The 16,366-nt window shown below is 38.7% G+C and carries 17 protein-coding genes, 1 riboswitch and 1 other annotated feature; of the genes, 7 read left to right on the forward strand and 10 right to left on the reverse strand.

What is annotated here, in order from left to right; translation table 11 throughout:
* Window positions 1-78: 78 nt before the first annotated feature.
* From V4T18_RS16720 to V4T18_RS16745, 6 genes are all read right to left on the reverse strand, one after another.
* Window positions 79-1,764, reverse strand: a complete 1,686-nt coding sequence (locus V4T18_RS16720) for a methyl-accepting chemotaxis protein (RefSeq protein ID WP_332651358.1) — start codon at window positions 1,762-1,764, stop codon at window positions 79-81.
* A 398-nt stretch (window positions 1,765-2,162) separates the two neighbouring features.
* A complete protein-coding gene (locus V4T18_RS16725) occupies window positions 2,163-3,341 on the reverse strand; it encodes a M20 family metallopeptidase (RefSeq protein WP_332651360.1) in 1,179 nt (392 codons plus the stop codon).
* Window positions 3,342-3,426: 85 nt separating this feature from the next.
* Window positions 3,427-3,807 (reverse strand): DUF423 domain-containing protein, encoded by a 381-nt coding sequence (locus V4T18_RS16730; protein ID WP_332651361.1) that lies wholly within the window; start codon window positions 3,805-3,807, stop codon window positions 3,427-3,429.
* A 20-nt stretch (window positions 3,808-3,827) separates the two neighbouring features.
* Entirely contained in the window at window positions 3,828-4,094 is a 267-nt protein-coding gene (locus V4T18_RS16735; protein ID WP_332651363.1) for a YwdI family protein, read from the reverse strand.
* Window positions 4,091-4,267, reverse strand: coding sequence for a uracil-DNA glycosylase (locus tag V4T18_RS16740; protein ID WP_332651365.1), 177 nt, complete (start codon window positions 4,265-4,267; stop codon window positions 4,091-4,093). The genes V4T18_RS16735 and V4T18_RS16740 overlap by 4 nt, the downstream gene beginning before the upstream one ends.
* 64 nt (window positions 4,268-4,331) lie before the next feature.
* On the reverse strand, window positions 4,332-5,003 hold the full coding sequence (locus tag V4T18_RS16745) for a uracil-DNA glycosylase (RefSeq protein WP_332651367.1): 672 nt from the start codon (window positions 5,001-5,003) through the stop codon (window positions 4,332-4,334).
* Window positions 5,004-5,186: 183 nt separating this feature from the next.
* Between V4T18_RS16745 and thiD the strand changes: the two genes are divergently transcribed.
* From thiD to ilvA, 5 genes are all read left to right on the forward strand, one after another.
* A complete protein-coding gene (gene thiD, locus V4T18_RS16750; RefSeq protein ID WP_332651369.1) occupies window positions 5,187-6,020 on the forward strand; it encodes a bifunctional hydroxymethylpyrimidine kinase/phosphomethylpyrimidine kinase in 834 nt (277 codons plus the stop codon).
* Window positions 6,021-6,129: 109 nt separating this feature from the next.
* A complete protein-coding gene (locus V4T18_RS16755; RefSeq protein WP_332651370.1) occupies window positions 6,130-6,480 on the forward strand; it encodes a YojF family protein in 351 nt (116 codons plus the stop codon).
* Between the two features lie 13 nt (window positions 6,481-6,493).
* A complete protein-coding gene (gene bshB2 / locus V4T18_RS16760) occupies window positions 6,494-7,204 on the forward strand; it encodes a bacillithiol biosynthesis deacetylase BshB2 (protein ID WP_332651372.1) in 711 nt (236 codons plus the stop codon).
* 308 nt (window positions 7,205-7,512) lie between these two features.
* Window positions 7,513-8,862, forward strand: a complete 1,350-nt coding sequence (locus V4T18_RS16765; RefSeq protein ID WP_332651373.1) for a YjiH family protein — start codon at window positions 7,513-7,515, stop codon at window positions 8,860-8,862.
* Window positions 8,863-9,038: 176 nt separating this feature from the next.
* Window positions 9,039-10,301, forward strand: a complete 1,263-nt coding sequence (ilvA, locus tag V4T18_RS16770) for a threonine ammonia-lyase IlvA (protein ID WP_332651374.1) — start codon at window positions 9,039-9,041, stop codon at window positions 10,299-10,301.
* A gap of 179 nt (window positions 10,302-10,480) precedes the next feature.
* On the opposite strand, the gene V4T18_RS16775 is transcribed toward ilvA, so the two are convergent.
* The 4 genes from V4T18_RS16775 to V4T18_RS16790 form a co-directional block, all read right to left on the reverse strand.
* Entirely contained in the window at window positions 10,481-10,738 is a 258-nt protein-coding gene (locus tag V4T18_RS16775; RefSeq protein WP_332651376.1) for a hypothetical protein, read from the reverse strand.
* Between the two features lie 140 nt (window positions 10,739-10,878).
* Entirely contained in the window at window positions 10,879-11,673 is a 795-nt protein-coding gene (locus V4T18_RS16780) for an ABC transporter ATP-binding protein (protein WP_332651377.1), read from the reverse strand.
* Window positions 11,666-12,670 (reverse strand): ABC transporter permease, encoded by a 1,005-nt coding sequence (locus V4T18_RS16785; RefSeq protein WP_332651378.1) that lies wholly within the window; start codon window positions 12,668-12,670, stop codon window positions 11,666-11,668. Before V4T18_RS16785 ends, V4T18_RS16780 begins: the two co-directional genes overlap by 8 nt.
* A gap of 20 nt (window positions 12,671-12,690) precedes the next feature.
* Complete coding sequence (locus tag V4T18_RS16790; protein ID WP_332651380.1) at window positions 12,691-13,698, reverse strand: ABC transporter substrate-binding protein; 1,008 nt, start codon at window positions 13,696-13,698, stop codon at window positions 12,691-12,693.
* A 328-nt stretch (window positions 13,699-14,026) separates the two neighbouring features.
* A riboswitch (PreQ1 riboswitch) is annotated at window positions 14,027-14,071 on the forward strand.
* Window positions 14,072-14,077: 6 nt separating this feature from the next.
* Between V4T18_RS16790 and V4T18_RS16795 the strand changes: the two genes are divergently transcribed.
* Together V4T18_RS16795 and V4T18_RS16800 are read left to right on the forward strand one after the other, a co-directional pair.
* A complete protein-coding gene (locus V4T18_RS16795) occupies window positions 14,078-14,563 on the forward strand; it encodes a QueT transporter family protein (protein ID WP_332651382.1) in 486 nt (161 codons plus the stop codon).
* Between the two features lie 176 nt (window positions 14,564-14,739).
* Window positions 14,740-14,942: a binding site (T-box leader), on the forward strand.
* 79 nt (window positions 14,943-15,021) lie between these two features.
* Window positions 15,022-16,365, forward strand: a complete 1,344-nt coding sequence (locus tag V4T18_RS16800; RefSeq protein ID WP_332651383.1) for a chorismate-binding protein — start codon at window positions 15,022-15,024, stop codon at window positions 16,363-16,365.
* The last annotated feature ends 1 nt before the right edge of the window (window position 16,366 follow it).

A 16,366-nucleotide genomic window follows, 5' to 3' on the forward strand; every position in this document is an offset into this window, starting at 1 on the left:
TCAACAAGTTGCCTAGGCTTTTTTCAAAATGTCCTTTACAAAGGGTACACTTTATCGATAGACGAGGTGGGCATTTTTTTACACTTTAAATTTTTGAATTTCTACTTGCAAATCTTGTGCGTTATCACTTAGACTCACTGCTACACTACTTATTTCTTCCATCGTCGCTAACTGCTCCTGCATTGCAGCAGCAATTGTATCAACTTTGCTTGACGCCACCTTTGAGCCATTTGATATTTCGTTGACAGAGGCGGAAACTTGCTCTGCACTTGCTGATATTTCTTCAGATGTTGCAGAAATTTCTTGAATTTGTGAAGTCATATTATTCACTGCTTCAGAAATAGCATTAAATGATTTTCCTGCATCACTGATCACCTTAACGCCATCTTCTACAGACACTAGTGAACTCGATACAGCCTTTTCGACATTTTCCGTATCTGTTTTGATCTCCATCGTTAAAGCTACAATCGAGTTCGCTGAATTTTTCGACTCCTCCGCGAGCTTTCGAACTTCATCTGCTACAACAGCAAAGCCTTTTCCATGTTCCCCAGCACGAGCTGCTTCAATAGCAGCATTTAGAGCTAATAAATTCGTTTGATCTGTAATATCTGTAATGACCTTCGTAATATTACCGATTTCCTCTGTTTGTAGCGCTAGTTTTTGAACAAGCTCATTGACCGTTTGTGTCGAATCATTTATGACCGTCATTTGCTGTTTAGCATGCTCTATAATTTCGCTACCATGTGTTGCGGTTTCACTTGCATCAATTGATGTCGAGTTTAATGTTTGTGTAGCTTCTGCAATTCGTTGTACCCCTGTAGCTGTTTCTTCTGTAGCGCGTGCACTTTCACCTGCTGCACGTGCTGATACTCCAGCTAATTCAGAAGTATCTGCCACTTGTTTTGTTACATCTTCAGTTGTTGCAGTTACTTCCTCAGTACTTGCAGATAGCTCCTCAGCAGCTGCACTTAATTGCTGTGCGTTCGATTGAACGTTTTGGATCAATGAACGTAAAGTATTTTTCATACTATTAAATACAGTTGCAAGCTGGCCGATTTCGTCTTTTGATGAAAATGCTACATCCTCTTGAGACAGGTCCCCTGTGGCAATCGTATTTGCCGCATTTGTAACAAGCTGTAATGGTGCCGTAATTTTGCGACGTACATATAGTACTAAGAAAACACTAATTACTAAACTGAATACCAATACAAAAAATGACGTATCTCTCGATATTTTGATTGCTTTTGCATTTTCTTCTTTTATAATTGCTAATTGATCAGTCTGATATTCATTCATTTTTTCAGCAGCTGCTAAAATTCCTTCATTTGTTGTTTGCAATTCACCGTTTACAATACGCACCGCTTCTTCAATATTGCCCATTTTATAGGCAAATACTGTTTTTTTCGCTACTTCATTGAAAAGAGTATTATAGTTATTCATTTCATCCCAGTAGCCCTGCATCGTATCACTACTAAATAATTCTGATAAATGTATAATGCCTTTATCTAGTTCCTCTTGATAGAATGCTAAGTTTTCTTCGTTTTCCTTGTCACCATCTAATACTAATGCACGCGCGTATAGCCCCTGCATTGCTAAGTCAAAACGAATTTGATCAACCGCTTTAATTTGTACTAGTCGATTATCTAAAGCTTCATCCGATTTTTCTTCAATATTTTTCAAATTGAACCAGCTTATTACTACAGAAATACAAAGCAATAAAATAATCGAATAAAAAGCAATGTTTAATTTTGTCCCAACTCGCACTTTTATCCCTCCTTTTAATATTACAAAAATCAGCTCTTATTCCTAAAAATCGACATAATTTTATAACCTTATTTAGATATATCACTAAATAGAGTATTTTTCCACTTATCTGAATCAATTTCATAACTCATAAAATAACTATTGTATACGAACAATAAATGAATAAAAACTATAATCGTTCGATTTCCTCTTCAGACGGACGCTTTCCGCGGGCGAAGCGCTGAGCCTTCTTGTCGCTTTGCTCCTGCGAGGTCTCATCACTCCGCTTTCCCGCAGGAGTCGCCGTCTTCCGCTTCAATCTAAAATAATGTTCGCCTTTTTATGCAATAAAACCATTTATGACATCGACTTATCTTTTTTACTTTTTTTGATAATTGCGAGAATAATCTCTCAACTCATTATTCTTGTGCTGATAAATATTTGGTTGTCGCCTCACCTAGCACTTTTGCTGCAATGAGCATAGCACGTTCGTCAAAATCAAAGCGCGCATGATGATGTGGATACGCCACCTCCCACACAGGGTTTTTAGCACCCGTAAAGAAAAATGTTCCTGGCACATGTTCCATATAATAGGCAAAATCCTCACCAATCATAAAGGGTGGGCATGTAATGACATTTTCAACCTCTGGAATATTTTGTGCAATCTCCGCTACAAAATCTGTTTCTCTCTTGTGATTAACGACTGGTGGATAGCCTCTAAAATAATTGTAGCTATATGAGGCATGTGCACCTGTACATGTAGCTTGTAATAGTAGCTCGATTTCCTGTTCAATTTGGCTACGAACCTCTTCATCAAAAGTTCGTACTGTTCCTTGCATTTTCACTGTATCCGCAATGACGTTAAATGGATTTATCGCCTCAAAATGACCAACAGATACTACCGCTGATTTTAACGGGTCAATACGACGAGCAACTAAAGTTTGAAGCTGGGTAACAAAGTTCGCGCCCACTACAACTGCATCCACTGCATGATGTGGCTCTGCACCGTGTCCTCCCTTTCCTTGGATTACAATTTCAAAGCGATCAGCAGCCGCCATTATTGCTCCGTCACGTACTAACACATCGCCAAGTGGGGTCGGTGCCCATAAATGTGTACCGAAAATAACATCTACCCCTTCTAGGCAACCATCCTCAATCATCGCCTTCGCCCCACCTGGTGCAAGCTCCTCTGCATGCTGATGAATAAACACAACATTCCCTTGAAGCTCCTCACGTATAGTAGTTAGGGCTTTCGCTAATATTAAAAGCGTCGCTGTATGCCCGTCATGACCACACGCATGCATCACACCGTCCCTTTTCGATTTGTACGGTAGGTCATTTAACTCCTGAATGGCGAGTGCATCAAAATCCGCACGCAAGGCAACAGTTTTACCTGGCTTACCACCTTTTAACGTAGCCACTACGCCACGCTCTCCAACTCCTTCACGCACCTCTAGACCTAGTTCACGATGAAAATTAGCGATATAGGCAGGGGTATGTACCTCTTGAAATGATAATTCTGGTCGTTCGTGAAGGTAACGGCGAATGGCTACCATTTCTTCAAAGTTGTTTTCTAGTAAAGAAAATAATTGATTCATATATTCCTAGCTCCCTTTTAATTTTTATGTTATTCGCGAAAAAAGCCATTCTGACTTTAATTAATTAAAGAGAATGGCTTGCGTATTATTTTGCATGTTTTAGTGTAGCAAGTATCACCATTACCCAACCTGTTAAAAACAGCACTCCACCGATTGGCGTAATAGCACCGAATTTACCGATGTCTGTTAAGGCTAATGTAAATAAGCTACCCGAGAAAAATAAAATTCCTAAATTCATTACAATTGTTGCTATTTTTAATCTCTTCACTTCTCCAAATAATTTCGAGCTGCTTAAAATACCAATTAAAATAAGTGCTGCCGCATGAAACATTTGGTATTGAACAGCTGTTTCCCAAATACCTGTACTATATTCCGTTAAAATATCTTTTAGAGCATGTGCACCAAATGCACCAAGTGATACAGCTAAAAATCCGTGTATTGCACCAGAAATTATTGAACCTTTCATGGATCGTTTTCCCTCTTTCATTAAAAGTCAAATATGGAATCCCCGTTAGCATCCTGCTCCTGCATTTTATTGCTTGATAAGGAATCGGGGCTGTTTTGTATAGTAGATTGCGTTTGCTGCTGTACTTGCCTAGTATTATTTGTTGGTTGCTCCCCGTTTTGTAATACTACATTACATAAAGCACGTATAGCAGCTAAGCTTTCACGTAGCTGCTGCTCATCGCCAGCCAGCTTCGCCCCTTGAACAAGAGCATCCATGCTAGATAATACCGTGTTATATGATATCATCGTTGTCCCCCCTGCTGCTTTATTACGAATTTCATGCAATCCATCCCTGATGATCTTTTTACGACAATAGAAGGAAGTTGCTTTGTTTTAAAACCATAAGCAGCACAGCCACGTGGATTTGCAGGATCCCACGTCACTTTGAAATATTGGCAATTAAAACAATTAATCTTCATTAAAACTCCCTCACTTTCTATAATACTTTACCATGATTTATAGAGTGAGAAAAGTCAGAGTACTTTACAGGCTCCAATCAATCGGGTCCTTCCCCCAGGAGATTAACCCTGTATTAATTTTAGAGTATGGCTTACTTCCAAAGAAACCTCGGTACGCACTGAGCGGGCTCGGATGTGGTGCCTCTAACACCGTATGCTGCGGGAAGTGCTTTAAGATCGTTTTTTTAGTTTGAGCAGGTCGTCCCCATAGGACAAAAATAATCGGATCCTGTCTTTCGGCTAGCTTCGCAATAATAGCATCTGTAAACCGCTCCCAGCCTTGTCCTTTATGAGAATTAGCCTGACCGTCTCGCACTGTTAATACCGTGTTTAGTAACAACACACCCTGCTCTGCCCACTTCATTAAATAACCGTGCTCTGGTATTGCACAGCCTACATCATCACGTAGCTCCTGTAGCATATTTCGTAAGCTTGGCGGCTGTGGAATACCTGGCTTTACAGAAAAGCTCATTCCGTGCGCCTGATTCGGTCCATGATAGGGATCCTGACCTAGAATAACAACCTTCACATCTCTGTAAGCTGTCGTAATGAGTGCATTCATTACTTCTCCCTTTGGTGGGTATACTGTACCTATCTCATATTCATTAGAGACAAATTTTTGAAGCTCTTTATAATAAGGCTTTTCCAATTCTTCAGCTAATACTTCCTGCCAATCGTTTTCAAATATTTTATCCATACGTTCACCTCACTCTTAACGGTAGACAAAATATGCTGTAGATGCAATAGAAGAACCGTGAACTTTTACTTTCTGACCTTACAAAAAAGTGCTTTACTGACCGTTTTTTAAAAGCCAGTTCCAGTATATACTCATGAAAAAATCTATAAATTCTGTATTTAATCTAAGGAGATGTATAAACACATGGTACTTAAAAAGACGTTAACAATTGCAGGCTCTGATACTTCAGGGGGCGCTGGCATTCAAGCAGATTTAAAAGCATTTCAGGAGCACGGCACTTACGGGATGACAGCCCTAACAGTTGTCGTAACAATGGATCCGGATAACGGCTGGAGTCACGGTGTATACGCCCTTCCAACAGACGTTTTACAAGCCCAAATAAAAACAGCTCTTTCTACAGGTGTAGATGCCATTAAAACAGGGATGCTTGCATCTGAAGAAATCATAAAAATTGCTAGCGAGGCTATTAGAGCTTCCGGTACGAAAAATGTTGTTATTGATCCTGTTATGGTATGTAAAGGTGAGGATGAAGTATTAAATCCAGGAAATACAACGGCAATGATAGAGTATTTACTGCCTTATGCAACGGTCGTCACACCGAATTTATTTGAGGCCGGTCAGCTAGCAGGGACTGGTACTCCAAAAACAATCGACGAAATGAAAGCTGCCGCTGAAAAAATTCACGCTCTCGGTGCAAGAAATGTTGTCGTTAAAGGTGGAAAAGCTTTAGCAACTGAAAAAGCTGTCGACCTATTCTATAACGGCAAAGAATTTAAGCTACTCGAAACTGAAAAGATTGCATCTACAAATAACCACGGCGCTGGCTGTACTTTTGCAGCAAGCGTTTGTGCAAACTTAGCAAACGGCTTCACTGTAGAAGAAGCAGTGATTGAAGCAAAAGAATTTGTTTCTGCTGCTATTGCTCATGGGTGGGCATTAAACAAATGGGTGGGGCCAGTAATGCATGGGGCAAAACCACGATTTGGCGCACCAGAAATAACGGTTACAGTACTTTAAGTCTATAAGTCGCATTAGATGAAAAATCATTTAATGCGACTTTTTCCTTTTCTTTCCGAGAAAAATTTGACTATACTTATAGAGAGATTGATTCGAAAGGAGAGTTAAGATGAAGGAAGTACAAGTAGAACAGCTCCAAAATTTGCTTAATTCTTTTGCGAACAAAGATGTATACATTCATTTAGAGACAACTAACGGAGCTTACGCAACACATTTCGACGAGAAAGTTTTTAATGCAGGTGCATTTATACGAAATGCCCGCATTTGTTATGAATTGGCGAAAATTGTAGGTGACTCGCCGCACCGTGTCGGATTAAAGATGCAGCATGGCTGGGTATATGCGCAAGGTATTACACATTTCGAGCTTGATACACAGGGCCGCCTACTTATGGCTGGACTAGACTATACAGGGAAACTAGCGATAGCACTTGAAATTAGTGAAACGCCGTTTTCTTATTAAGGAGTGAACCGAGATGACTTTACAAACTGAACGTCATGTTTTACTCGTATTCCCCCACCCTGATGATGAAGCATTTACATGTGCTGGAGCAGTAAAGCTTTATTCAAATATGGATGTCCCAGTTACATATGCTTGTTTAACACTAGGTGAAATGGGACGCAATTTAGGTAATCCTCCATTTGCTACACGTGAATCCTTACCAGAAATTCGTCGTGTAGAATTACGTGCTGCTTGTGATGCAATGGGAATTACCGATTTACGTATGATGGGGCTGCGCGATAAAACAATTGAATTTGAAGATGACGAAAAAATGGTGAAGCTCGTTACAAACTTAATCGATGAGCTAAATCCATCATTAATTTTCACATTCCTACCAGGCTTCGCTGTACATCCTGATCACGAAGCAACTGCTCGTGCTGTTGTAGAAGCTGTTCGTCGTATGCCAAAGGGTGAACGTCCACGTATTCTTGCTTGTGGCTTTGCCAATAATACTGTAGAGCGTAACGGAGAGGCACATGTTACAATCGACGTGAGCTCTGTTAAAAAAGATAAACTAGCTGCATTACGTGCACATATGTCACAAACAGCATGGATGATGGCTGAAACAACAAAACGCATAGAAGACGGTCAACCAATGAGTGAAAGCTGGTTAAATGTAGAAAAGTTTTACATCATTCGCCACGAGGATGAAATCGACCAATCTATCGATAGTGCATTTTTATAATTTAACTGAAACTTTTTTATAGAGCAGGCATTTGCTATGTCTGCTCTTCTTATATACAAATATACGTTTTTTCATACATTTTTCAAAGAATTCAAACTACTATCACTACTAGTATTAACATCCAAACAAAGCCTATCCCTATGACCACTAACCCTTCACAGCTCCAACATTTACTATTACTGCATACAAAATTCATTCACCAAAAAAATCTGAAAAATTAATCTTTATGCAAATCTATAGACAATTGTATATAAAGCATTTATAGTGTATAAATATTCAACATTACATTAATAAAGAGGTTATTATACATGAAGAAATTTTCGTTTAATACGTGGTTTCTATTTTTAGTTCTTTCTGCAATTGGTGTTTTTATATTTATTACACCAATTCCTACAGATGATGGACTTAAAGTACCTATTGCTATTTTGGCGAATTGGCTAGGTGGAATAGTAGAGCCATTTATTCATTGGTTTGCATTTGGCACATTTATTATTGCAGCATTAGGTTCAATCCTAATGCATATTATCCCCCAAAAAGGACCACGTACATTAATGGATGCGCTTTTCCGCGTTCACTGGTTCTGGACAATGATGCGTGTTCTTGCCGTAGTGTTTGCAGGGATGTATTTATTCCAAGTAGGACCTGAAGGCTTCATCTCCGACTATACGGCCGGTCTACTTATTGCTCCAGATGGCGGTTTAGTCACATTAATGTTTACACTATTTTTATTTGCCGGTTTACTACTACCGTTATTAACAGACTTTGGTTTATTAGAATTTTTCGGTTCTATGATGGTAAAGATTATGCGTCCTATTTTCAAAGTACCTGGTCGAGCAGCAATCGACTGCCTAGCCTCATGGGTTGGTGATGGCACAATTGGTGTGCTACTTACAGCTAAACAGTATGAGGATAAAAACTATACGGCTCGTGAAGCAGCTGTTATCGCAACTACTTTCTCAGTTGTATCGATTACATTTTGTATCGTTGTGTTAGAAACAATAGGCATGAGTAACTACTTCTTGCAATTTTACGGCTCTGTCATTTTCGTTGGATTGATTTTAGCGTTAATTATGCCACGTATTTTCCCACTTTCTCGCAAAGCGGATGTATTAATTGATGGAACAAAGCTTCCTGAAAATCACGAAGACGTTCCAGCTCATTTTAATGTCATTACATTCGGCTTACACAATGCGTTAACAAAAGCGGAATCTAACAAAAACTTAGGTAAGATTGCGGCAGGTGGATTTAAAAACGTACTTGAAATGTGGTTTGCTGTTACACCAGTCATCATGGCGTTCGGTACGATTGCATTAGTGCTTGCGGAATTCACAAGCTTTTTCAAAATTTTAGGGATGCCATTTGAGCCAATTTTAGCGTTACTTCAAATCCCTGAAGCAGGTGAAGCAGCACAAACAATGATCGTTGGATTTGCTGATATGCTATTACCTTCCATTTTAGGTGCAGGCATCGAATCAGAATTAACACGATTCTTTATTGCCACAATGTCTGTTACACAATTAATCTACATGTCAGAGGTCGGTGGATTAATTTTAGGTACAAAACTTCCATTAAAAGTATGGGATCTATTCCTTATTTTCTTAATCCGTACAATTATTTCAATTCCAATCGTTGCAGCGATCTCTCATATTTTATTCTAAATACTAAAAGCTCGGGCTATAATAGCTCGAGCTTTTTCTCATATTCCCTTAATAATAGCGCTTTCATTGTGAACATTTCTTTAATTTTTAGAATAAACGAAATATTAGTAACATTTAATGAATCTTTTATGATAAAATTAGTCAATGTTTTAGCTAATAACGGAGGTAACGTAAGGATGGAAGTTGCACAAACCAAAACAGTTGCGGTAGAGAATATTTTAATAGCGCATCATTTTTTAAAGGATGTTGTTGTTCATACACCGCTTCAAAAAAATGATTATTTATCCGAGAAATACGGCGCAACTATTTATTTCAAGCGCGAGGATTTACAGCATGTACGGTCGTTCAAGCTGCGAGGCGCCTATTATAAAATAAAAAAAATCGAAGCTGAGGCACGTGAAAAAGGCGTTGTATGTGCAAGTGCTGGTAACCATGCTCAAGGGGTTGCTTATGCCTGTGCACAACTACAGATTCAAGCTAAAATTTTCATGCCCAAAACGACACCAAAGCAAAAAATTGGCCAAGTTCGCATGTTCGGACGTGATTATGTAGAGATTGTTTTAGCAGGCGATACTTTCGATGATTCTGCTGAAAGTGCAATGGCATATTGCGGGGAGCATGATATGATTTTCATTCATCCTTTTGATGATTTAGATGTCATGGCTGGTCAAGGCTCTGTTGCAGTTGAAATTATGAACGATATCGAGGAGCCAATCGATTTTATTTTCGGTAGTATTGGCGGCGGTGGTTTAATGTCAGGTGTATCTTCCTATGTTAAAAACCTTTCGCCTAATACACGAGTTATCGGCGTTGAGCCTGCTGGAGCAGGTAGTATGAATGCTGCAATCGGGCAAGGTGCTCCTGTTGCACTCGATTGGATTGATAAGTTTGTAGACGGCGCCGCTGTAAAATGCGTTGGTCAAGAGACTTACGAGGTATGTAGCAAATATGTTGATGATGTAGCTTTAATACCCGAAGGAAAAGTATGCACAACAATTCTAGATTTATATAATAAGCATGCAATTATCGCCGAGCCAGCGGGTGCTCTACCAGTAGCTGCACTTGACTACTATGCCGATGAGATTCGAGGTAAATCTGTTGTTGTTATCATCTCAGGTGGTAACAATGACATTGGACGTATGCAGGAAATTAAAGAAAAATCCCTTCTACACGAAGGATTACTCTACTACTTTATCGTAAATTTCCCTCAGCGTGCAGGTGCGCTACGCCAATTTTTAGGTGAGGTACTTGGACCAACAGACGATATTACGCACTTTGAATATACAAAGAAAAACAATAAAGAAAGCGGTCCCGCTCTCGTAGGGATCGAAGTACTAGACAGCGCTGACTACCCTGAGCTATTAAAGCGCATGAAAGCAAACGGCTTTGAATATAAAGAAGTCAACAAAGACAGCACATTATTTGGGTTGTTAGTATAGTATAGACAATTCCCCCCTCCTACCACTGTGTGTAGAGGGGGAATTTATCTTTTTGCGGGTTACTTATCTAATCTAATCTTCGTTGGATCATCTGCTCTTGTTTGAATCATTTGTCGCCTTTCCTCATAATCAATTCGGCGACCGATATCCTTTGTTTCCATTACAAGCATGAAAATACTCTATAATAATAATGTATCAATTTGATGTGTATAACCATCTCTATTCCACGATTCATAGCTATGAAATAAAAAATGCTTTCTTTGAATATTTAGCTCACAACACCCCTTATCAGCCCGTAGTTTACCTAAATAACCTTTACGTACATTTCGATATAGAATTCGAATCGATTCAAATTGTTCATGCTGTAAATCCATTCTACGCAACAATATTTCGTACATTTTCAGCTTTTCACTTTCTTTTTGTTCAATAATTGACATTACTCCTCCTTTCTCGCAATGACTTTAACATTCTAGTTCAACTTGGAATTCTCCTACCCAACATCCCAAACTCGAAATTTGGTGAATTTTCTATTACCCAGGAAATAGAAAAACGCCCTACATAGTGTAGGACGTTCTGTTTAACCTAGTAAAGCTCTGTCAGAATTCATTTTTTCTCCACGAATACTCTCGAATTCTGCCATTAAATCTGGAATTGTTAGGTCTGGCTTTCGATCTTCGACGACCTCTAAAATGATTTGCCCCTTATCCATCATAATAAGGCGGTTTCCTAAATCTAACGCCTGCTGCATATTATGCGTTACCATAAGTGTCGTTAAATTATCCGCTTCTACAAGCTCTTTTGTTAAACGAGTAATTAGCTCCGCACGTGATGGATCTAGTGCAGCTGTATGTTCATCTAACAATAAAATCGAAGGCTTTGTAAAAGTGGCCATCAGTAACGAGAGTGCCTGACGCTCACCACCGGAAAGTAAACCAACCTTTGCCGATAAACGATTTTCTAAGTTTAAATGCAGGCGCTCTAATGATGTTCTAAAGAAGTCACGACGTTTCTTGTCTACTCCAAAACGAAGGCTTCGCTTTTGATTGCGGGAATAGGCAATGGCCAAATTTTCCTCAATCGTCATTGAGGGTGCTGTACCTGCCATAGGATCTTGGAAAACACGGCCGATAAACTGTGATCGCTTAAACTCTGGAAGGTTTGTTACATCCTTACCTTCAATTTTCACAGTACCAAAATCCGGCGTTAACGCTCCAGAAATCATATTCATCATCGTTGATTTTCCTGCACCGTTACTTCCAATAATTGTAACGAAGTCACCAGGAGATAAATGCAAGTTAATGTTTCCTAGGGCAATTTTCTCATCTGGTGTTCCTTCATTGAAGATTTTGTTGATGCTCTCTAATTTAAGCAAACGGATTGCCTCCTCGCTCAGAAATGCGTTTTGCTTTCCGTTTTTTCTCTTTTTGTTTATTAACAATTTGTGGCACAATTAGCGCTAATATTACGATGATCGCTGTAATAAGCTTCATATCGCCTGTATCTAAAAATTCAAAACGAAGTGCTAACGCATAAATAATTCGGTATATAATCGCACCTACTACAACAGCTAGCGTTGTACGCATGATTGTTTTTGTACCGAAAATTGCTTCTCCAATAATAACTGAAGCTAAACCAATTACAATCATCCCTACACCCATTTGAATATCTGAGAACTTCGAATATTGGGCAATTAATGCACCTGCAAATGCCACCATAGCATTCGATAAACCTAGTCCTAAAATAATTAAAGAATCTGTATTAGCAGAGAAGCTACGAATCATTCGCTTATTATCCCCTGTTGCACGAATGGCTAGACCAACCTCTGTTTTTAGGAACCAATCTGCAATAAATTTAATTACTACTGTAATTACTAGTACAACTAATAGCGTTCCGTAAGTTGAAGGGACTGTTTCAAGGCCCATGTCACGTAGCATATTGTTAATCCCTGTATCGATACCTAGATTTGCCCAAAAGCTTTGGAACTGCGAAAAAATAGTATCAGCGCTTAATAGAGGAATATTAGAAAGCCCTGTTGAGCCTTCCTTCGTCATTCCCATGATGCGAAGATTAATTGAGTATAACGCAATCATCATTAAAATCCCTGAAAGCAGTGGATTTATTTTTCCTTTTGTGTGTAAAAGTCCTGTCATACATCCTGCAATAAATCCAGCTACTATCGCGACTAATGTAGCCACAATCGGATGATAGCCTAGCACGATCATCATCGCTGCTGTTGCTGCTCCTGTCACAAAGCTACCATCAACCGTTAAATCCGGAAAATCTAACACTCGGAATGTTAAATACACTCCGAGTGCCATAATTGCATAGATGATTCCTTGCTCAACAGAACCGAATAGAGCTGTAAACACGATGAATCATCTCCTGTTAATTATTGAACTTCAGCCTTCCAAGACTCTTTAATTTCAAGTCCTAGATTTTCAGCTACTTTTTTATTAATCACTAATTTTAAATTTGCTGGGTATGTTGCAGGAATTTCTCCAGCTTTTTTATCTTTTGTTAGGATTTCTATTGCTTTTTGTCCAGCCTCGTACCCAATATCGTGATATTCAAAGCCATAAGCACCTAATCCGCCACGTGCTACTGAATCTAACTCTCCTACCATTAGAGGTAAGCTATTTGTATTCGCTACGTCAATAACTGACTCAAGTGCAGATACTACCGTATTATCTGTAATAATATATAATGAATCTACTTTACCAAGTAACGATTCTGTTGCTCCTTTTACATCCGCTGATGTAGAAACAGCTGCCTCTACAAGCTCAATGCCTTCAGCTTTTAATGCTTTTTTCACTTGTTCTACTTGTGCGATGGAGTTTTGCTCACCAGTGTTAAAAACAGTACCTACTTTTTTCGCTCCCAGCTCTTCTTTTAAGAACTTCACTGTGTTTGCAATTGTATCTGGGTGTAAATCAACTGTACCTGTTACGTTTTCACCTGGCGCTTCCATTGATGAAATTAATTCCGCACCTACAGCATCTGTTACTGATGTAAAGACAATTGGTATATCAGCAGTCGCTGATTTTGCAGCTTGTGCAGATGGTGTTGAGTTAGCAAAAATTAAATCAACATTTTCCCCAACTAATTTTTGAGCAATCGATACTGTTTGACTGCTATCACCATTTGCTGAATTAAATTTATATTCTACTTCTAAACCAGCATCCTCAAAAGCCTTTTGGAAGCCTTCATATGCTGCATCTAGAGATGGATGCTCAACTATTTGTGTAACACCAATCGTATACGTTTTTGATTCTTCAGGTTTGCTGCCACCTGTTGTCTCATCATCCTTTTTGCCTGAGTCACTAGTCCCACATGCAGCTAGCATAAGCGCAAGCCCTAATGTTGATAGGAATGACATTTTCTTCTTTGTTATTGCCATAATATTTCCCCCTATTTTCTCTGCTACTATATTCATATTTTTACACTTTGCCGGTTCAACGGATTAAAGTGTGAACGTACCGCTATCTTACATCGATGTTTTCAGATAGTCAATAACATTATGAATGTTCAGATTTTATAATATTTTAATAATATATCTACTTTTAATGATTTTACGCTTTAAAACTATGAATATATCTAATTATTAATAAAAAAATACAAGCCTATAAGTTTCATCAATTTTCAAATAATTAATTTTCACTGACCGTATTTTCTGCTATACATTTGACGTAAACGATAGTTTATAATAAAATATTACCTTGTGCCCAAGCACCGTGGTTCGCAACCATCCCACGTTAAAAAACTAGGAGGAATTTAATATGAAGGTAAAATTTTTAGCAACAAGTGCTATTATTGCAGCACTTTACATTGCGATTACATTTCTTTTTTCTGTAATTAGCTTTGGTCAAGTACAATTCCGTATCGCTGAGATTTTTAATCATTTAATTGTCTTTAATCCACGATATATTGTCGGTGTTGTACTCGGGGTATTTATTTCAAATGCCTTTCTCTCGACAGTTGGCCCGATCGATTTAATATTTGGTGTCGGCCATACAATCATTACTTTAGGGATACTCATTGTTATTTGTAAGGTTGTTAGTAATATTTGGATCCGTTTAATTTTAAACACATTCCTATTTACATTTACAATGTTTATTATTGCTATTCAGTTAAATCTTGTACTGGAATTACCTTTCTGGGAAACATGGTTAATTGTAGCTGTTGGAGAATTTGTCGTCTTAGCTCTTGGTGCACCTATTATGTACCTATTAAATAAGCGATTAGATTTCAAAAATTTAATTTAAATTTTTCAATCGGGATGTTAGTCTTCCCGATTTTTTTATGCGTAATATTTTCTGAAAATATTGACTTCTCAAGTTTTTCATTTTACAATAACGATAAATATTTTGTTCGGACTGGTTGAAGGTTGCGGGAGCGTAACCGCCATAGGAGCAGGATGAGTTAGAGAATAGTATAGCTGAGTAAATTGATGAATAAGAATAGTAGCAATTTCGGAGACGCATAGAGAGCACGTGGCTGGTGAAAACGTGTCGTAATCGGATTGTGAATGGGCCTTATGAGAGTCGCAGGCATGAGTCTGTGAACGGGATATCTCACGTTACGAGATTCGAGAGGGAGTTTACTCCAATCTGAGGTGGCAACGCGGCAAAGTTCGTCCTCTACAAAAAGTGTAATGCTTTTTGTAGAGGACTTTTTTATTTGGCTCCAGTCTATTCTTCATCAAAATAGAGGAGGAAAAAACATGATACAACACAAATTGCGTACGACGATTCGAAAAGTAAATGGAGACTGTCTTACACCGATTTTAATTTTTAATCGCCTGCAAGGAACGAGAAAGGTTTTATTAGAAAGCTCTGCAAAGCATGAAAGCTCTGGTCGCTATTCTTTCATTGGTGCAAACCCTCGAAAAACCTACTCGGGCTCTGGTACTTTACTAACGGAAACAAGTCATATTACAAACAAAACGTATAGCTATGAGGGCGACTTAGTTCGTTCATTAAAACAAGTGATGCCGCGCGTAACAAATCATACAGAATTCCCGTTTACAGGTGGAGCTATTGGTTATATTCGGTACGGTGCAACAATTTGGGATAGTGAGCATGAAAATACTAGCTTGCCCCATGTGAATTTCCATGTATATGACACGATCATTATTTTCGACCATTTAACAGACGAACTTATCTTTGTGCATACAAATATCGATCCCGAGCAAGCGGAGCCCAATATCGATGGAATGATCCATCAAATTTTATACGGTCAAGAGAAAGAGCAGGAGACCTTTTCTCTTAGTAAGTTTGTAGATGTAACATCTCAGCAAGAGTTCGACAGAAAATTCGCCCATGTGCAGAGCCTTATAGACCAAGGGGAAGTAACACAAATTGTTCTTTCTCAAAAATTCCAGGCTCATTTTTCTGGAGATGCATTTTCATTTTATCGCCATCTTCGTGTAAATAATCCTGCACCTTATATGTACTATATTGAGTTTGATGATCATACAGTAATCGGCGCTTCACCGGAAAGTATATTATCTGTTCAAAATGACACGGTGAAAACAAATATTATTGCCGGTTCACGAAATCGTGGCTTGTCGACTGAGGAAGATGCCGCATTAGAAGAGAGCTTACAGAACGATGAAGGGGTTTTATCAGAGCATAAGCATCTCTTAACGATTTCAAAAGAGGATTTAGAAAAGTTTTGCGTAGCCGATTCCATCGATACGACTAAAAATTTAGAAACTGTCCGCTATAAGCATGTCATGCATGTAGTATCAGAAATTCAAGGAACACTTTCTCCTACTCTACATGCCATAGATGCACTCTCTACCTTGCTTCCATCCTCATCGGTTCTAGGCTACCCGAAGTTTCAGGCGATGCGGGCAATTGATGAAATTGAAGGAGAACGTAGCCTTTACGGTGGTGCAATCGGCTATATCGGCTTTAATGGACAGCTCGACTTTGCATTAGCAACTCATTCAACGCTACTACAAAATGGCAAGGTGACAGTGCAAACCGGTTCTACTATTAGGGCTAGCTCCGAATCAATAGTTGAATACGAAAAAATTCATTCTAAAATACTGAAAGGATGAC

Source organism: Lysinibacillus sp. 54212, assembly GCF_036662795.1.
In the GTDB taxonomy this organism is placed as follows: domain Bacteria; phylum Bacillota; class Bacilli; order Bacillales_A; family Planococcaceae; genus Lysinibacillus_B.